Source organism: Streptomyces sp. S063, from assembly GCF_002832675.1.
Lineage (GTDB): Bacteria > Actinomycetota > Actinomycetes > Streptomycetales > Streptomycetaceae > Streptomyces > Streptomyces sindenensis.
Genome location: NZ_CP021707.1, coordinates 457227 through 475551, shown reverse-complemented (window position 1 = coordinate 475551; position 18325 = coordinate 457227). Strand labels below are relative to the sequence as shown.

Annotated in this window: 13 protein-coding genes and 2 pseudogenes; 7 read left to right on the top strand and 8 right to left on the bottom strand. The window is 71.9% G+C overall.

Annotated elements, in window-relative coordinates:
- Positions 1 to 32: 32 nt before the first annotated feature.
- Complete coding sequence (locus CCZ36_RS02220) at positions 33 to 1514, bottom strand: aminotransferase class I/II-fold pyridoxal phosphate-dependent enzyme (RefSeq protein WP_069739628.1); 1482 nt, start codon at positions 1512 to 1514, stop codon at positions 33 to 35.
- Positions 1515 to 1564: 50 nt separating this feature from the next.
- Complete coding sequence (locus tag CCZ36_RS02215) at positions 1565 to 2452, bottom strand: SDR family oxidoreductase (protein ID WP_069739657.1); 888 nt, start codon at positions 2450 to 2452, stop codon at positions 1565 to 1567.
- Positions 2453 to 2604: 152 nt separating this feature from the next.
- Between CCZ36_RS02215 and CCZ36_RS02210 the strand changes: the two genes are divergently transcribed.
- Positions 2605 to 3171, top strand: a complete 567-nt coding sequence (locus CCZ36_RS02210; protein WP_069739627.1) for a PadR family transcriptional regulator — start codon at positions 2605 to 2607, stop codon at positions 3169 to 3171.
- Positions 3172 to 3236: 65 nt separating this feature from the next.
- Positions 3237 to 4961: an acyl-CoA dehydrogenase family protein gene (locus CCZ36_RS02205; protein ID WP_128816929.1), complete on the top strand. Its 1725-nt coding sequence runs from the start codon at positions 3237 to 3239 to the stop codon at positions 4959 to 4961.
- Positions 4962 to 5035: 74 nt separating this feature from the next.
- On the opposite strand, the gene CCZ36_RS02200 is transcribed toward CCZ36_RS02205, so the two are convergent.
- On the bottom strand, positions 5036 to 5200 hold the full coding sequence (locus CCZ36_RS02200) for a hypothetical protein (RefSeq protein WP_164873476.1): 165 nt from the start codon (positions 5198 to 5200) through the stop codon (positions 5036 to 5038).
- A 163-nt stretch (positions 5201 to 5363) separates the two neighbouring features.
- Between CCZ36_RS02200 and CCZ36_RS02195 the strand changes: the two are divergent.
- A pseudogene (locus tag CCZ36_RS02195) lies at positions 5364 to 7890 on the top strand (ATP-dependent Clp protease ATP-binding subunit).
- A 3-nt stretch (positions 7891 to 7893) separates the two neighbouring features.
- The gene (locus tag CCZ36_RS34675; RefSeq protein ID WP_164873475.1) at positions 7894 to 8070 is read left to right on the top strand and encodes a hypothetical protein; all 177 of its coding nucleotides are present in this window, start codon (positions 7894 to 7896) and stop codon (positions 8068 to 8070) included.
- A gap of 115 nt (positions 8071 to 8185) precedes the next feature.
- On the opposite strand, the gene CCZ36_RS02190 is transcribed toward CCZ36_RS34675, so the two are convergent.
- Positions 8186 to 10516 carry an FdhF/YdeP family oxidoreductase gene (locus tag CCZ36_RS02190; RefSeq protein ID WP_237302576.1) on the bottom strand — a complete coding sequence of 777 codons (2331 nt, stop codon included), beginning with the start codon at positions 10514 to 10516 and terminating at the stop codon, positions 8186 to 8188.
- Positions 10517 to 10833: 317 nt separating this feature from the next.
- On the opposite strand from CCZ36_RS02190, the gene CCZ36_RS02185 reads away from it, so the two are divergent.
- The gene (locus tag CCZ36_RS02185) at positions 10834 to 11478 is read left to right on the top strand and encodes a DUF1345 domain-containing protein (protein ID WP_069739655.1); all 645 of its coding nucleotides are present in this window, start codon (positions 10834 to 10836) and stop codon (positions 11476 to 11478) included.
- A 13-nt stretch (positions 11479 to 11491) separates the two neighbouring features.
- Here the strand turns inward: CCZ36_RS02185 and CCZ36_RS02180 are convergent, their stop codons facing one another.
- The gene (locus CCZ36_RS02180; RefSeq protein WP_128816928.1) at positions 11492 to 12250 is read right to left on the bottom strand and encodes an IclR family transcriptional regulator; all 759 of its coding nucleotides are present in this window, start codon (positions 12248 to 12250) and stop codon (positions 11492 to 11494) included.
- A gap of 157 nt (positions 12251 to 12407) precedes the next feature.
- On the opposite strand from CCZ36_RS02180, the gene CCZ36_RS02175 reads away from it, so the two are divergent.
- Positions 12408 to 13919: a protein kinase domain-containing protein gene (locus CCZ36_RS02175; protein WP_443069785.1), complete on the top strand. Its 1512-nt coding sequence runs from the start codon at positions 12408 to 12410 to the stop codon at positions 13917 to 13919.
- Complete coding sequence (locus tag CCZ36_RS36860) at positions 13880 to 14305, top strand: hypothetical protein (protein WP_443069784.1); 426 nt, start codon at positions 13880 to 13882, stop codon at positions 14303 to 14305. The genes CCZ36_RS02175 and CCZ36_RS36860 overlap by 40 nt, the downstream gene beginning before the upstream one ends.
- Positions 14306 to 14434: 129 nt before the next feature.
- On the opposite strand, the pseudogene CCZ36_RS02170 reads toward CCZ36_RS36860, so the two are convergent.
- The 3 genes and pseudogenes from CCZ36_RS02170 to CCZ36_RS02160 form a co-directional block, all read right to left on the bottom strand.
- Positions 14435 to 15836, bottom strand: a pseudogene (locus CCZ36_RS02170) (amidohydrolase family protein).
- A 229-nt stretch (positions 15837 to 16065) separates the two neighbouring features.
- Positions 16066 to 17361, bottom strand: a complete 1296-nt coding sequence (locus CCZ36_RS02165) for an amidohydrolase family protein (RefSeq protein WP_069739621.1) — start codon at positions 17359 to 17361, stop codon at positions 16066 to 16068.
- Positions 17362 to 17533: 172 nt separating this feature from the next.
- Positions 17534 to 18298: a GntR family transcriptional regulator gene (locus CCZ36_RS02160; RefSeq protein WP_069739620.1), complete on the bottom strand. Its 765-nt coding sequence runs from the start codon at positions 18296 to 18298 to the stop codon at positions 17534 to 17536.
- Between the last annotated feature and the right edge of the window lie 27 nt (positions 18299 to 18325).

The following is an 18325-nucleotide window of genomic DNA, read 5'->3' as shown; positions in this document are numbered from 1 at the left end:
CAGGGGGCGGGGGAGGACGAGGGGAGCTGCCGTCAGAGGTCTTCCCGACCGGCGCACACCCGGACGGTCTCCAGGCCGGGATCGGCGGTATCGGGCACGTTCATGCCCGCCGCCACGCCGGAGCGCAGATAGCGCAGCAGGGGGGCGGTGATCCGCTCGCCGGGGAGCACGGCCGGGATGCCGGGCGGGTAGGGGGTCATCATCTCGGCGGCGATGCGCCCCACTGCCTCCGCCGCGGGTACGTCCTCGGTCTCGGCGAAGAAGGCGTCGCGCGGGAGGCGGACCTGGTGGGGGCGGAGCTCGACCGGGGTGGGCACCAGCACCTCGGGGGCGGGGCGGAGGGTGTGGGCGTTGCGGGACAGGTCCTCCAGCGCCGCCAGGAGCTGCCCGGTGGTGGACGCGTCGTCGGCGTGGGTGATCTGCGCGCTGATCCGGCGGTGGTCGACCAGATGCATGTCGACGCGGTGGTGGCTGCGCAGCCAGTCGGCGGCCCGGTAACCGGTGGTGCCGAGCCCCTCGATGTCGATGATCACGGGCAGCGGGTCGAACTCCGCGGCCGCGCCGGGCCCGCAGAAGTCCTTCTCCCCGTTGACGTGCATCCCGTCGATCTCCTCGATGCGGCCACGGACCCTCGCGGCGAGTTCGAGGGCATCGCCCAGCAGGGTCCGGCCGCCCAGAGCCATCTGCCGCCGCCAGCCGTCGATTCCCGCGTAAAGCAGGACGGACGGGCTGGTGGTGCCGAGGAGGTCGGCGCGCGAGGCCAGCGTGTCGTGGTCCACCAGGTCGCCCTGGAGATGGAAGACCGAGCCCTGCTCCAGACCGCTGCCCATCTTGTGGATGCTGGTCACACAGACGTCCGCGCCCGCGTCCATCGCCCAGGACGGCAGGTCCGGATGGAACGGCAGATGCGCGCCCCACGCCTCGTCCACGATCAGCGGCCGGGAGCGCCGGTGGCACACGTCCGCGATCGCCCGCAGGTCCGCCGCCGCCCCGTACGGAGTGGGGCTGGTGACCAGGGCGCCGCGCGCGTCCGGGTGCTCCGCGAAGGCCTTCTCCACGGTCGCCGCCGACGGCGGGTGGGCGAGGTGCCGCTCCGCGTCCCACTGGGGCTCCAGCCACACCGGCTCGACGCCCGACAGGATGAGACCCGCGATGACGGACTTGTGGGCGTCACGGCCGACCAGCAGCTTCTGATGGGGCGCGGCGACGCTGAGCATGGCCGCCTTGACGGACAGCGAGCTGCCGCAGGTGGAGAAGAAGGTGTGCTCCGCGTGGACCGCGTCGGCCATCAGGTCCTCGGCGCGCCGCAGCACGCCCGAGGTCTCCCGCCGGCTGTCGAGCCCGCCCGTGGCGAGGACGTCCCCGAGGAACACGGCGTCGCCCAGCACCGCCCGTACGGCGGGATCGGCGCCCCGGGCCTGCTTGTGGCCGGGTGGGGAGAAGGCCAGCTCGCCTTCCTCGTGATAGGCGGCCAGGGCGTCGAGAACGGGTGCTTCATGGTGGTTCCGACTCATTCGTCACGCCTTCCCTGATGTACTACGGGCCAATCACGCTCGTCGTCGGCTCAGGGAAGGGGCGTGCCGCCGGTGGCGTTCATGATCTCGCCGGTGATGAACGAGGCGTTCGCCGAGGCGAGGAAGACATAGGCCGGTGCCATCTCGGCGGGCTGCGCGGGGCGGCCCAGGGGGCTCTGCTTCCCGAACTCCGCGGTGTCCGGCAGCGTGGCCGGGATGAGCGGTGTCCAGACGGGCCCGGGGGCCACCGCGTTCACGCGGACGCCGTCGGCGGCGAGCATCTGGGCGAGGCCCTGGGTGAAGGTGACGATCGCGCCCTTCGTCATCGCGTAGTCGAGCAGATGCGGGCTCGGCTTGTACGCCTGCACCGAGGTGGTGTTGATGATCGAGCCACCTGCCGGAATGTGCGGAAGGGCGGCCTTGCACAGCCAGAACATCCCGTACAGGTTCGTGCGCATCACCCGGTCGAACTGTTCGGTCGAGATCGCGGAGATCCCGTCGGGCTGGGACATCTGGTACGCCGCGTTGTTCACCAGGATGTCGATGCGGCCGCTCTCGGACACGGCCCGCTCCACGAGCGAGCGGCACTGCTTCTCGTCCTGGATGTCGCAGGCGACCGCCACGCCCTTCCGCCCGGCCTCCTCCACCAGCCGGACCGTCTCGGCGGCCTCCTTCTCCTCCTCGGGAAGGTAGGTCAGCACCACGTCCGCGCCCTCCCGCGCGAAGGCCAGGGCCACCGCACGGCCGATGCCCGAATCGCCGCCGGTGATCAGGGCCTTGCGGTCGACGAGCAGGTCACTGCCCCGGTAGGAGTCCTCTCCGTGGTCGGGCGGAGGGTCCATGGGGCCGGTCCAGCCCGGATGCTCCTGGTCCTGCTGAGGGAAGTCCGGGCGGGGGTGGAGCTGGTTCGGGTCCTGCGGCTGTCCGTCCCTCGTCATGGTGCTGCCTCTCTGCTCGACGGTGGCCACGGCACTGGGTGCCCCTCCATGTCCGGCCGAAACACCCTCCGGCGGTGGGGCCCCGGGTGAGCCGTGTCTCACCCGGGCCCCACGACTTGTCTATGCAACGAGTTGCATAGAAGGATCGCCGTATGGCCCTCGACCACGCGATCCTCGTCTCCCTGCTGGAGCGGCCCGGCTCCGGCTATGAGCTGGCCCGGCGGTTCGAGCGGTCCATCGGGTACTTCTGGACCGCCACCCACCAGCAGATCTACCGCGTCCTGGGCCGCATGGTGGCCGACGGCCTCCTCCTGGTCCGCGAGGTGGAGCAGCAGGGCCGGCCGGACAAGAAGGAGTACTCCGTCACCGGGTCCGGCCGCACCGCCCTCGCCGCGTGGCTGCACAAGCCGATCGAGCCGGAGAGCCTGCGGCACGACCTCGCCGTGAAGATCCGGGGCGCGGCCTTCGACGACCCGGCGGCCCTGATCGACGAGGTCGAGCGCCACCGCCAGGTGCACCGCGACCGGCTCGCGCACTACCTCGCCGGGGAAGTGCGCGACTTCACCGGGCCCGAAGCCCCCGCGCCGCAGGACGCCGGCCAGGAACTCCAGCATGTCGTGCTGCGGGGCGGTATCGCGTACGAGCGCATGACGATCGCCTGGCTCGACGACGTACTCGCCACGCTCCACCGGCTCGACGCCGCGGGCCCCGGCGCCTGAACGGCGCACCGCCCGCCACCGCCGTACCACCGACGAAACCCTCACCCTCCCGGAAGGCATCCGCCATGGCCGACTCCGCGTCGCTCCTGTTCAACCCGCGCACCTACGACCCCGAGCACTTCGACCCGGAGACCCGCAGGCTGCTCCGTGCCACCGTCGACTGGTTCGAGGCGCGCGGCAAGCGCCGGCTGATCGAGGACTACCGCTCCCGCGCCTGGCTCGGCGACTTCCTCGACTTCGCCGCGCGGGAGGGCCTGTTCGCCACCTTCCTCACCCCCGCCTCCGCCGCGGGGAAGGACGACCAGCGCTGGGACACGGCCCGGATCGCCGCCCTCAACGAGATCTTCGGCTTCTACGGCCTCGACTACTGGTACGCCTGGCAGGTGACCATCCTCGGGCTCGGTCCGGTCTGGCAGAGCGACAACGCCGAGGCCCGCGCTCGGGCGGCCGAACTCCTTTCCCAGGGCGAGGTGTTCGCCTTCGGTCTCTCCGAGAAGACCCACGGTGCCGACATCTACTCCACCGACATGCTGCTGACGCCGGACGGCGACGGCGGCTTCCGGGCCTCCGGTTCCAAGTACTACATCGGCAACGGCAACGCCGCCGGTCTCGTCTCCGTCTTCGGCCGCCGCACCGACGTCGAGGGCCCCGACGGTTACGTCTTCTTCGCCGCCGACAGCCGCCACGAGGCGTACCAGCTCGTGAAGAACGTCGTCGACTCCTCCAAGTACGTCAGCGAGTTCCGCCTGGAGAACTATCCGGTCGCTTCCGCCGACATCCTGCACACCGGCCGCGCCGCCTTCGACGCCGCGCTCAACACCGTCAACGTCGGCAAGTTCAACCTCTGCACCGCCTCCATCGGCATCTGCGAGCACGCGATGTACGAGGGCGTCACCCACGCGAGCAACCGCATCCTCTACGGCCGCCCCGTCACCGCCTTCCCGCACGTGCGCCGCGAGCTGACCGACGCCTACGTCCGGCTCGTCGGGATGAAGCTGTTCAGCGACCGCGCCGTCGACTACTTCCGCTCCGCCGGGCCCGACGACCGCCGCTACCTGCTCTTCAACCCGATGACGAAGATGAAGGTGACCACGGAGGGCGAGAAGGTCGTCGACCTCATGTGGGACGTCATCGCCGCCAAGGGCTTCGAGAAGGACAACTACTTCGCCCAGGCCGCCATCGAGATCCGGGGCCTGCCGAAGCTGGAGGGCACGGTCCACGTGAACCTCGCGCTGATCCTGAAGTTCATGCACAACCACCTGCTCAACCCGGTCGACTACCCGGCCGTCCCGACCCGCCTCGACGCCGCCGACGACGCGTTCCTCTTCCGGCAGGGGCCGGCGCGCGGCCTCGGCTCCGTACGCTTCCACGACTGGCGCACCGCGTTCGACGCGTACGCCGAGGTGCCGAACGTCGCCCGCTTCCGCGAGCAGGCGGACGCCCTGTGCACGTTCGTCGAGACGGCCGCCCCCGACGAGGAGCAGAGCCGAGATCTCGACCTCCTCCTCGCCGTCGGCCAGCTCTTCGCTCTCGTCGTCCACGGCCAGCTGATCCTGGAGCAGGCCCGGCTGACCGGCCTGGACGAGGACCTGCTGGACGAGCTGTTCGCCGTGCTCGTCCGCGATTTCTCCGCGCACGCCGTCGAACTGCACGGCAAGGACTCCGCCACCGAGGCCCAGCAGGAGTGGGCGCTGGGTGCGGTCCGGCGGCCGGTCGTCGACGCGGCCCGTTCGGCGCGGATCTGGGAGCAGGTCGAGGCGCTGTCGGGGGCCTACGAGATGGGGCAGTAGCCCTCTTAGAGCCGCCGCAGGCGCGTGATGGGTCCGGAGGAGCGCTCCTCCGGACCCATGCCGGCGTCAGGGCGCTACCGGCCGGAGCCGGAGATCCATCGGGCCATCGCCTCGAACGCGTCCAGGGTGCGGGTGTCATACGGGCCGAGATCCTCCCGGCACTCTCCGGCCGGCGTCCGGTACAGGGTGATCGCCCCGCGCGTGTCGCCGGACTCCCCGGTGATCTCGGCGAGTCGCATCCGCGCATCGAGCAAGACCGGATCCGTCGCGCGGTGCGTCGACCGGAGCCGGTCGATCGTGCTTTCCAGCTCGCGGATCCGCAGGGGCGGGGCCGCTCCGTTTGCGGGGTGGTGGGCATCGCGTTTCAGTGGGGGAGACCCTCCCGTCTCCGCTGGAGCTGACATGTCGATGGCGTTCGGTTCACCCCTCGGTCCCTCCGATCCGTTCAGCGATCTGCTGAACCGGTTCTTCGGTATGTCGCCCGCCTCCTCGCCCCCGCGATGCAGCGCGTCCCGATCGGGCGGCTGCTGACGGAGTCCTCCCACGAGCTGCTGGGCCGGGCCACGAGCAAGGCCGCCGAGGACGGCACCGCGGACCTCGACACCGAGCATCTGCTGTGGGCGGCGACCCAGGTCGAACCCTCGCGCGGGCTGCTGTCCCGGGCCGGGGTCGACCCCGACGCGCTCGCCGCGCGGCTCGACGAGGTGCTGCCCGGGAGTCCGCCGAGCCGTCCGCCGAGCCGGGCCTCACCCCGGCGGCGAAGCGGACCCTCACCGCCGCCTACGCCCGCTCGCAGGCCGCCGGGGTGTCCTACATCGGACCCGAGCACATCCTCGGCGCGCTCATCGACGACGCGGACTCCGGCGCCGGGCGGTTCCTGGGGTCCGACGACCTCGACGTGGGCAAGCTGCGCGGTGCGGCCGACCGGGCCGCGGGGTCGGACGGGGCCTCCGGCGGGGCCAAGCAGCCGGCCACGACCCTGGACGAGTTCGGCCGGGACCTCACCGAGGAAGCGAAGGCGGGGAAACTCGACCCCGTGGTCGGGAGGGCCGAGGAGATCGAGCAGACCATCGAGATCCTCTCGCGGCGCTCCAAGAACAATCCCGTCCTCATCGGCGAGCCCGGCGTCGGCAAGACCGCCATCGTGGAGGGCCTGGCCCAGAGCATCGTCGCGGGCGAGGTCCCCGACACCCTCAAGGACAAGCGCGTCGTCTCCCTGGACCTGTCCGGCATGGTCGCCGGAGCCCAGTACCGGGGCCAGTTCGAGGAGCGGTTGAAGAAGGTCATCGAGGACGTGCAGAAGGCCGAGGGGGAGATCATCCTCTTCATCGACGAACTCCACACGGTCGTCGGCGCGGGCGCCACCGGCGAGGGCTCCATGGACGCGGGCAACATGCTCAAGCCCGCCCTGGCCCGCGGCGAACTGCACGTCGTCGGCGCGACGACGATCGACGAGTACCGCAAGCACATCGAGAAGGACGCCGCCCTGGAGCGCCGCTTCCAGCCCGTCCTGGTGCCGGAGCCCACCGTCGAGGAGACCGTACAGATCCTCGAAGGGCTGCGCGACGCCTACGAGGCCCACCACCAGGTCCGCTTCGCCGACGGGGCCCTCACGGCGGCGGCCGAGCTGTCCGACCGCTACATCAGCGACCGCTTCCTGCCCGACAAGGCCATCGACCTGATGGACCAGGCCGGAGCCCGCGTACGGCTGCGCAGCGCGAACCGGTCCACCGAGGTCGTCAGCCGCGAGGACCGCCTCGCCAAACTGCGGCGCGAGAAGGACGAAGCCGTCGCGGGCGAGGAGTTCGAGAAGGCATCCGACCTGAAGCGGCAGATCTCCGAGGTCGAGGGCGAGCTGGCCGGGATCGAGGAGCGCCGCGAGGGCGTCGTCTCGGTCACCTCGTCCGACATCGCCGACATCGTCTCCCGCCGCACCGGCATCCCGGTCTCCCAGCTCACCGCCGGCGAGAAGGAGAAGCTCCTCAAGCTGGAGGAGGAGATGCACGCCCGGATCGTCGGCCAGGACGAGGCCGTCACCGCGGTCTCCGAAGCCGTACGCCGCAACCGCGCCGGCATGGGCGACCCGAACCGGCCCGTCGGCTCGTTCCTCTTCCTCGGCCCCACCGGCGTCGGCAAGACGGAGCTGGCCAAGACCCTGGCCGAGCTGCTGTTCGGCCAGGACGACCGCATGATCCGCTTCGACATGAGCGAGTTCCAGGAGAAGCACACGGTCGCCCGGCTCGTCGGAGCGCCTCCCGGATACGTCGGTTACGACGAGGCGGGCCAGCTCACCGAGAAGGTGCGGCGCAACCCCTACAGCGTCGTCCTGTTCGACGAGGTCGAGAAGGCGCACCCCGACGTCTTCAACACGCTGCTCCAGATCCTCGACGACGGCCGCCTCACCGACGGACAGGGCCGTACCGTCGACTTCCGCCACTGCGTCGTCATCATGACGTCCAACATCGGCGCCCACCGCATCCTCGCCCACGAGGGCGACGCCGCCGAGCTCAAGGACGAGCTGATGGAGGACCTGCGCGGCCGGTTCCTCCCCGAGTTCCTCAACCGCATCGACGACATCATCGTCTTCCACAGCCTCACCGAGGACGACCTCTCGGAGATCGTCGACCACCTTCTGGACCGCAGCAAGCACCGCGTCCACGCCCAGGGCATGACCCTGGAGGTCACCGAGGCGGCGAAGAAGCTCCTGGTCGCCCACGGCTACCAGCCGGAGTTCGGCGCCCGCCCGCTGCGCCGCACCATCCAGACGGAACTGGACAACCGCGTCGCCTCTCTGCTGCTCGGCGGCGAAGCCGACCCCGGGGACACGATCGTCGCCGACGTGGTCGACGACTCCCTGCACTGCACCATCCGCAAGGGCGACGGCGCCGGGGAGCCCCCCGCCGCCGACGCCCCCGACGGCGAGGAGTGAGCGATGTCCCGTCACCACCACAAGTCGAACGAAGAGGTCGAGGGCGACCCCGACACCGGACACAGCCGCGGGATGCCCCGCCGCCCGGACGAGAAGCGACTCGACGAGCGCCTGGAGGAGGACCGCGAGGAAATGGGCCTCGCCCCGGACGGGAGGAACCGGAAGAAGAAGACCGACTAGGGCCGTCGCCCTGTCCCGGCGAAAGCCCTCAAGGGCCGGGGCCGACAAGGCCCTCAGCCTTCCGGCGGCCGCTCCAGGGCGGCCGCCACATCCGTCCGGCCGCGATCTCCGATCCTCAGACGCCCGGCACCACCGTGATCTTGACGTGCTTCATGATCGGCTGGTCGCTCTGGGTGCTGTAGTCGCCCAGCGCGCAGAGCACGTTCATCTCCGGCATGTAGCCGGCCGCACAGCCGCGCGGGATGTCGTACGGGATCGCCGTGTAGCCGTTCAGGAACCGCCGGCTGCCGTCCTTCGCCGTGCTCGTGATGTCGACCGGCCCCATGTCGGCGATCCCGCGCTCGCGCATGTCGGCCCGGTTCATGAAGAGCAGCGTGCGCAGGTTCTTGATGCCCCGGTAACGGTCGTTGTCGGAGTAGATGGTGGTGTTCCACTGGTCGTGCGACCGCATCGTGCCCAGCGCCAGGGTGCCGGGTTCGGGCACCACGTCGGGCAGCGGGGCCGCGGAGAACTCGGCGCGCCCCGACGGGGTCAGGAAGACCAGCTCACGGGCGGGCTGCTTGATCCGGAAGCCGAGAGGCAGCCGGACCCGGCGGTTGAAGTCCTCGAAGCCGTCCAGCACCTCGGCCATCGTGTCCCGGATCCGGTCGTAGTCCTCGATGTACCAGCCCCAGGGGGTCTCGCTGTCCGGCAGAGCGGCGCGCGCCATCCCCGCGATGATGGCCGGCTCGGACAGCAGGTGCGGGGAGGCGGGGCGCTTCATCCCGACGGACATGTGGACCATGCTCATCGAGTCCTCGACCGAGGTGCTCTGGACGCCGCCCCGCTGGTGGTCCTTCTCGGTGCGCCCGAGGCACGGCAGGATCAGGGCCGCGCGGCCGTGGACGACATGGCTGCGGTTGAGCTTGGTGCTCACCTGGACGGTGAGGTCGCAGGAGCGCAGCGCCGCGTACGTCGCCGCGGTGTCGGGTGCGGCGAGCGCGAAGTTGCCGCCCATCCCGACGAACACCTTCACCTCGCCGTCCCGCATCGCCCGGATCGTCCGCACGGTGTCCAGGCCGTGTTCGCGGGGCGGGTCGATCCCGCAGGCCTCGGCGAGCCGGTCCAGGAAGGCCTCGGTGGGGCGGTGGTCGATGCCGCAGGTGCGATTGCCCTGGACGTTGCTGTGTCCGCGTACGGGGGAGGGGCCCGCGCCCTCCCTGCCGAGGTTGCCGCGCAGCAGCAGGAGGTTGACGATCTCGCGGACGGTGTCGACGCCGTGTTCGTGCTGGGTGAGGCCCAGGCACCAGCTGATGATGGAGCGGTCGGCCTCCCCGTACACCTGCGCCGCCTTCAGGATCTCGGCGCGGCCCAGCCCGGACTGGCGCTCCAACTCCTCCCAGGGCGTGGCCTCGCACAGCTCCCGGTACTCCTCGAATCCGGTGGTGTGACGGTCGATGAAGGCACGGTCCAGGGCCTTGGGGTCGCTCGCCGACTTCTCCAGGACCGCCTTGGCCATGCCACGCAGCAGCGCCATGTCACCGCCGATGCGCGGCTGGAGGTTGAGCGTGCTGGTCTTCGTGGTCCTGTACAGCGCCATGTCCGTGAAGTCGTGCGGCACGATGGTGCGGGTGGCCGCCGCCTCGACCAGCGGGTTGACGTGCACGATCTGCGCGCCGCGACGGTCGGCCTCGGCGAGGGCGGTGAGCATGCGGGGCGCGTTCGACGCGGCGTTGACACCCAGGATGAACAGGGCGTCCGCGGACTCCCAGTCCTTGAGGTCGACCGTGCCCTTTCCGGTGCCCAGGGAAGCCTGGAGGGCCCGCCCGCTGGCCTCGTGGCACATGTTGGAGCAGTCCGGCAGGTTGTTCGTGCCCAGCTCGCGGGCCATCAGCTGGTAGAGGAAGGTGGCCTCGTTGCCGAGTCGGCCGGAGGTGTAGAACGCCGCCCGGTTCGGGCTGTCGAGCCCGCGCAGAACGGATCCGACCAGCTCGAACGCGTCCCTCCAGCTGATGGGGACGTAGTGGTCGGACTCGGCGTCGTACACCATCGGCTCGGTCAGCCGGCCCTGGTTCTCCAGCTCGTAGTCGCTCCACCCGTACAGCTCGGTCACCGAGTGCGCGGCGAAGAACTCCCGCCCGACGCGCTTGGGCGTCATCTCCCAGGTGACGTGCTTGATGCCGTTCTCGCAGATGTCCAGGTGCAGGCCCTTGGTGTCGTCCGGCCACGCGCATCCGGGGCAGTCGAAGCCGCCGTTCTCGTGGTTCATCCGCATGATCGCGCGCGGGCCGTCCACCAGCGCGCGTTCCTCCACCAGGAAGCGGGTCACGCTCTTCGCCGCTCCCCACCCGGCGGCGGGGTGGTGGTAGGGCCGGAACTGCGGATCGCCCTCCGGGACGGGACCGACCCGGGGCTCCGGGGACTCCTGCCCTTCCTGGCCGGCGCTCACGTCCTTGTCGATGCTCACGGCGCTTCCACCCTTTCACCTGCGAATACGGCGGGTCGATGGACATGGTGGGGCGTAACGGGTCCTTCCGGCAGGCTATGCCGGGGTTTCCCGGCTGCCAGTCGGCTCCGGGGGCCGTTGCCGGTCGGCTCCGGCACCGCCCGGGACTGCTCCGGCACCCCCTCCGGGACTGCTCCGACGCCGCTGCGGAGCTGCGGGGCGGATCACCCGCGCCTACGCTGGCATGGTCCGGGCCCGAGGGCGGGGAACGCCTCGCGGCACAGGGCTCAGACTCCCCGGGCAGCCACGTGAGGCCCCACATGAACCATCTGAATCACATGAACACGTACCGTCGGATGCTGCTCCCCGCCGTCCCCCGGCTCGCGGGCTCCGCGCTGGTCGGAGCCGCCGTCGGCGTACTGGTCGGAGTCCTCCTCACCAACGTGCCGCTGGGCTTCCTCGTCGGCATAGCCCTCGCCCAGACCGTCTTCGTCGTCACGGGGTGGCTCGTCCTGTGGCCGATGGACGCCGCCGCGACGCACGACAACGCCCGGCGCGAGGAGTTCCGGCCCGTCGCCGAGGAACTCGTCGTCGTCACGGCCGCCCTGTCCGGTCTGGTCGGCATCGTGCTGTTGTTGCTGATCGGCGATTCGGACCTGAGCCACACGGCGGCCGCCCTGGCGCTCGGCGGCGTGTTCATGTCCTGGGCGGCGCTCCATCTGATGTACACGGCCCGCTACGCGTACATCTACCACCAGACGCCCGGCGGCGGGATCGACTTCAACATGAAGGAACCGCCGCGCTACATCGACTTCCTCTACTTCAGCTACAACCTGGGCATGACGTACCAGGTCTCCGACAACAACGTCTCCACCTCCAGGATCCGCGCGGTCGCCCTCCGCCACTGCCTGCTGTCCTACATCTTCGGCGCGAGCATCCTGGCCACCACGATCAACCTGGTCGCCGGCATCGTCACCGGCTGAGGGGCCGGGGTGATCAGCACTCCGGGAGCGTCAGCCGCCGGGTCACGCGTACCGCCGACTCCAGCAACCGCTTCCTGACCTCGGTGGTCCGGTACATCCGGTCCGACCGGAACGATATGCCGATCGAACCGACCTGGTCCGCGCTGTACACCGGCACCGCCACGCACGTCGTACCCCGGGAGTACTCCCCCCGGTCCATCGAGAGCGGGCCGGCGGGGGCGTCGAGCTCCCGCAGCAGCTCCTCCCGGCGCGTGATCGTGCGAGGGGTGAGGTCGGCCAGGGAGTGCCGGGCGAGGTAGTTGGCGCGCGCCTCCGGGTCCAGCTCGCGCAGCACGCTCTTGCCGAGCGCGGTCGCGTGCCCGGCCTCCTGAAAACTCACCCAGACGTTCACCCGGGGGGTCCGCGGGCTGTCGACGATCTCCAGGACCCGGATCTCGCCCTCGTCGTAGAGCGTCAGATAGACGGCGGCGGACAGCTTGTCGCGCAACGAGGACAGCAGGGGGCGGATGTGCTCCGGCGACGCCAGGCCGTCGCCGGCGGGCCGCAGCCCGGGGCCTCGCTCGTGGAGGGCGAACGCACCGTCGTCGAACTCGTCCAGATAGCCGTCCCGGGCGAGTTCGTGGAGGAGCCGCCGGGCGGTGAGCTCCGGCATCCCGGCCGCCCGGGCCAACTGCTGTACGGAGGCGCCGCCCGGGTGCGCCCCGGCGGCCTCCAGCAACCGGAGGTCCTGCCGGACGGACACCGTCGGCTCGGGGCCGGCCTGGTCACCCATGGCACCAGGATGGACCCGGCGCCGGGGTGCGGCAAGGCCGGTCCTCCGGCCGACGCACGCACGGCGGATGCCCGCCCGGCATTCGGTTACGCTCTCGTCTGATCTTCGGGGCACGTGCGGGCTCCGGACTGCCGTGACCAGGGGGATGGTTTCTTCAATGAGCAGCGCGTCTTCGACCGATCCGTTCCAGCCGCTCAAGGCCGACGACCCGGCGGTGGTCGGGGGATACCGGCTGGCCGCCGTGCTGGGCGCGGGCGGCATGGGCAAGGTGTACCTCTCGTACACGCCCGGCGGCCGGCCCCTGGCGCTCAAGGTGATCCGGGCCGAGTTCAGCGAGGACCCGGAGTTCCGGCGGCGTTTCCAGCAGGAGGTGCGGTCCGCGCAGCGGGTGCAGGGGCTGTACACCGCGCCGGTCATCGACTCGGACACGGAGGGCGCGCAGCCCTGGCTGGCCACGGCCTATGTGCCGGGCCCGTCGCTCGCGCACGCGGTGGCCCGGCACGGCGGGCTGCCGTTGCGCAGTGTGCTGCTGCTGACCGTCGGGGTCGCCGAGGCGCTCGGGGTCATCCACGGCGCGGGAATCGTGCACCGCGACCTGAAGCCCGCCAACGTCCTGCTCGCCTCCGACGGCCCGCGGGTCATCGACTTCGGCATCGCCCGGGCCGCCGACACGACCGCCCTGACCGGTACGGGCGTCAGCGTCGGCACCCCGGCGTTCATGGCGCCGGAGCAGGCGGCGGCCGGCACCGTCACCCCTGCCACCGACGTCTTCGCCCTGGGTCAGATCGCCGCCTACGCCGCGATCGGCGCGCCCGCGTTCGGAGAGGGCCCCTCGCACGCGGTGCTCTACCGGATCGTCCACGAGGACCCCGACCTCAGCCGGCTGCCCGACGAACTGCGCCCCCTGGTCACCCGCTGCCTCAGCCGCGACCCCGCCGACCGCCCCGCCCTGGCCGACGTCATCCGCATGTGCCACGAGATCTCGCCCGAGCCCCTGCGCCAGGGCGAGGACTGGCTCCCGCAGGCGGTCGCCGGGTCGATCACCGAGCGGCTGCGGATGCCCGCCCCCGCGCCGACGCCGCCCCCGCAGCCGAGCGCCGCGCCGACGCCCACCGAATTCGCCCCGGGGAACCCGCCGACCCCGCCGCCGGGAAGCCCCCACCACACTCCGACCGGTTACGCGGTGGCCTCCGCGCCGACGCAGACCGGGCCCGGAACGCCGGGTGCTCCCGGAGCCCCGGGGAGCGTGCCGCCCGGTCCGTGGCAGCGACACGCGTACCCGCAGGGGCACCCCACCCCGCCGCCCCAGCCCTCCGGCTTCCAGCAGCCCGGGTTTCCGCAGTCGGGGTTCCAACAGCCCGGCCTCCAGCAGCCAGGCTTTCAACAGCCCGGTTTCCAGCAGTCCGGCTTCCAGCCCCAGGCGCCGCGCCCCAAGCGGACGGGCCTGGTCGTCGCCGCGTCCGTCGTCGGCGCGCTGGTCGTGCTCGGCGTGATCGGGGCCCTGCTGCCGGACGACGAGAAGTCCGGCAAGGAGGGCCGGGCCGGGTCCTCGGCCGCCGGCGGCAGCTCGACGGGCGGCGCGGGCGGAAGCTCCGGAGGCGGTTCCGCCGACAAGGCCGGGACAAGCCGGTGGACCCCGAGCCCGTCTCCTACCAGGGCATCGACGTGACGGCGAGCTACGAGCTGATGCTCGCCGACAACCCGCCGCGCCCGAAGGAGAACGAGGGCAGCAACGTCATCTACGGCGACGCGGACTTCTACTACTACCGGGACTCCCTCTTCGGCGACGAGCAGGTCGGCAGTGCCAACGGCAAGCTGGTCGTGCTGAAGAACTCGCAGAAGGGCTCGCTGGAGGTCTGCCGCCAGGAGACCCGGTTCACGGAGAAGCTGAAGCTCAACCAGCTCACGACCGGCTCGCAGATCTGCGTCCTCAGCAAGGCCGGGCACATCGCCGTGGTGACCTACCGCGGCAAGTCGGGCGCCGACGACCCGAGCCGCTACATCACCGTCGATCTGACGGTCTGGCGCAACGCCGAAGAAGCGCAGATGGACTGACGGGCAGTCGGTGCACCTCGTCCTCGACCGGCAGCACTCTCACGCCGTCACCCCAACCCGGCCGGGTGACGGCGACTACGCAGGTCAGTGGCCGACGGTACGCGGGTCAGGGCCCGGCCGTACGCCGAGTCAGTGGCCGGCCAGCTCCCCGTCCCGGGCCACGATCCGCCCGCCGCGCACGACCATCTCGCGCTGCGGCAGGTCCACCACGACCTGCGGCAGGCACTCCCCGCGCACCAGCAGGAAGTCGGCCGGCGAACCCGGCTTCAGGTCCGCCTCCGGCAGCCCCAGCAGCCGTGCCCCGCCATCGGCCCCCGCCCGGAACGCCGCCTCCAGCTCCTCGTCGAGGCGGGCGTCCCGCACCCAGGCCAGCAGGTGCGAGCGGTGCAGCATGTCCGCGTTGCCGAAGGGGCTCCAGGAGTCCCGTACGCCGTCGGAGCCGAGGCCCACCTCGACCCCGTGCTCCCGCAGCCGGTCGATCGGCAGCACCAGGTCCGAGGAGGGCGCGACCGTGGTCAGCGAGATCCCGGCGTCCGCCAGCTCGGCCGCAAGGCGGTCCAGTTCCCGCTCGGGCAGGCCGGGCACGCAGAACACGTGACTGACCGTCACCTTTCCCTGGAGCGACAGCGCCTTGGTGCGAGCGATGATCGCGCGCAGGGACTCCACCCCCGTCGCGGCCCGCTCGTGCAGATGGATGTCCACGCCCACGCCGTGCCGGTCCGCGATACCGAAGACGATGTCGAGCTGCTCGTCGAGCGCCTCGTCGAACCCGATCGGGTCGATGCCGCCGACCCGGTCGATCGCCCCGGTGCGTGCCGCCTCCTCCAGCAGCTCCTTCGTCCCCGGCGTCCGGACCACCCCGTGCTGGGGGAACGCGACGATCTCCACGTCGAGCGCGTGCCGCAGCGCCCGGCGGGCGGATCCGACGCCCTCGACGCCCACCAGGTCGTAGGCGGGGGCGACGTCGACATGGGCCCGCATGGCCCGGGTGCCCTGGGCGACGGCATGGCCCATCAGGCGTTCCGCGCGCTTCTTCAGCGGGGTGCGCAGCGCGTGGTACAGCTTCACGTCCTCCGCGGTGTACTCGGCGATGGTGCTCGCCGGGTTCCGGGTCACCCAGGGCTCGCCCCACGCCGTCTTGTCGGGGTGGATGTGCGCGTCGACCAGGGTCGGCAGCGCGATCCGGCCCCCGCAGTCCACGACCTTCGCGCCGCGGGGCGGGGCCGGCGGTGACGAGGCCGTCGACGACCGTGAGGTCGACGGGGTGCTGCGCGCCGTAGGGCCGGACGTTCGTGAACACGATGGCGCGGGCGTGGCCGCCCGTGCGATCGGGCTGCTCGGTGATCCGGTCGGCGGCGGAAGGCCCGGTGGCCGTCGCGGCCGTCGCGCCGGGTCCGGCCTCGGCGGCCTGGGCCCCTGAGGCCGCTGACGCGCTCAGCGTCGCCGCGGTGCCCGCGACGGCGGCGGCCTTGGCCAGCATCGAGCGGCGGGAGAGACCGGCGGTGGCGGATGCGGTGGAATCGGCGTGCATCGGGACTCCTTCGAGGAGAGGGAAGGGCGCAGGGGGAGAAGCAGGGGAACGGAGAGAAGCAGGGGAACGGAGAGAAGCAGGGGAACGGAGAGAAGCAGGGGAACGGAGAGAAGCAGGGGAACGGAGAGAAGCAGGGGAACGGAGAGAGCTGGGAGGCCAGGGGGAGAGGGGAAGGAGAGGGGGAGCGAAGAACAAGGCGGGGCGAAGGGGTGGGCGAAGGAACGCCTGGTCAGGCGGCCGGTACCGCGAACCCTGCCCGGACCACGCGCGCCGGGCGGCTCAGCACGCCGAGGTCCGCCAGCGGATCGCCGTCCACGACGAGGACGTCGCCCGCGAAGCCGCGCGCCAGCCGGCCGGCCGTGGAGTCGAGGCCGAGGAGCTTCGCGGCGCCCGTGGTCGCCGTGCGGATCGCGTCGAGGGCGGAGAGTCCGGCCGCGTGCATCAGTTCCACCTCGCGGCCGATCGGATCGACCGTACCGCCCGAGGAGTCCGTCCCCGCCGCGAGCGGGACGCCCAACTCGTGCGCGGCCAGGACCGCCCGCTTCAGGACCGGGAGATAGGTGCGGCCGCGCTCGGCCAGGACCGGGTCCGAGGACTCGGCGAGCCCGGCGATCGCGGTGAGCGTCGGCGTGAAGTACGTACCCCTGCGGCGCATTTCGCGCAGCGTGCGCTCGCCGACGAACGCCCCGTGCTCCAGGGAGCGGATGCCGGCCGTGACCGCGTCGTGGCAGCCCTTCTCGCTGTAGCTGTGGCAGAGGACCCCCTTGCCCCGTCGCCGGGCCGCCGTCACGATCGTGGACAGCTGCTCATGGTCGTACACCTGGACCAGCGGGTCCTGCTCGGGCAGCCCGGCCCGTTCGTTCACCCGGGTCTTGACGGTGTCGGCCCCGCGCGCGAGGTTGACCTCGACCACCCGGCGCAGCGCCTCGGCCGAGCGCACCCCGTCCCGCAGCCGGGCGAGGGGCGCGAGGTCCGGGTCGGCGAGGATCGTGTCGCCGAGATCCGGGGTGACGAATACGCCCGCGGCCCGGAGGCGGGGTGCCTGCTCCGGCGCCTGCCGGGCCAACTCCCGTACGGCGATGTCCTGGTAGAAGCTGGTCGAACCACTGCGCGCGCTGGTCGCGCCCTTGAGGACCGCGTCGCGCGCCTCGGCCGCCGTGTTGAGGTGGATGTGCGCGTCCACCAGGCCGGGCAGGATCCACTGCCCGTTGGCCCGCAGCACCGGTACGCCGACGGGGACCCGGCCGACCCGCCCCCTGGCCCCGGCCGCCCGGACGACGCCCCCGGCGATCACCACGACCGCGTCCTCCGTGACCTCGCCCGTCGCCGGGTCGAGCAGCCTGCCGCCCTCGACGACGAGATCGCCGCCCCGGCCCGGCGACCCGTGCCGGGCGTCGGACGACGCGGACGCGGCGGGGGCCGCCGTGGCCGGCACGGCCGAGGTTCCGGCGAGGGCCGCGGCACCGGCGAGCACACCCCGCCTGGTCAGCCGGCCGGAAGGGGGCGGGATGTTCTCGACGCACATGGGAGGGCTCCTTGGGTCGCGGAAGCGAACGGGCGGGAGCATTTTGTATACCAGAACCGTCCTGATCTCGGGAAGGAGTGATTCCGCTCCCGGCGCATGCAGAGAACGTGCAGGAAAGGCGCTCTGGAGTCGTTAGGGCCCCGAGGGGTGGGGGTGATTGGTATACAAATAGTCAGACGTCATCGAACAGGGACCGCAGGGCCACGGCCCGGCTGTCCCGCACGTGCAGCAGCGTGCTGGCCGCGGCCGACTCCTCGTCGCCCGCCGCTATGCACCGGAACATGACCGCGTGCTGGGCCCGCATGTGCTGCGGCTCCTCCCGCATCCCGAACAGCAGCTGGAGCTGTCCGCTCAGCTGCTCCAGGGTGCGGGCCAGCATCGGGTTGCCGCTCAGGGCCACGATGTCCTCGTGGAAGGCGGTGTGAGCCGCGACCTCCCGCGTGCCCTCGTCGTCCGACGCCGCCTCCTCCGCCCGGTCGAGGGAGGCCCGCAGCGCGGTGACGCCCGGCAGCTCCGCCGGCGCCGCCCCCGCCACCCGCCGCGCCGCGAGCCGGGAGGCCTGGACCGCGAGCGGCTCCCACACCTCGTACAGATGCTCCACATCGGCCCGCTCCAGCCGCCGTACCCGGACTCCGCTGTGCGGCAGCAGCTCCAGGAGCCCTTCGCCCACCAGGGCGCGCAGCGCCTCGCGGACCGGGACGCGGGACATCCGCAGCTCCTCGGCGACCTCGCGCTCCACGAGCCGGGCGCCCTGCGGATAGCGGCGGTCGACGATCCGCTGCCGGACCGCGTCCCGGGCCCTGACGCTGAGCGACGTACGCTCCGGCCGGGCGTCCGCATCGGGCGCCGGGCGGCCCGGAGCCGTCGCCCGCTCGCCCCCGGGACCGCCCGGCCGCGTTCCGTTCCGCCCTGCGCTGCTGCCCGCCACGTACGCCATCCTCCGCTCGGCATGCCTCCGGCCGAG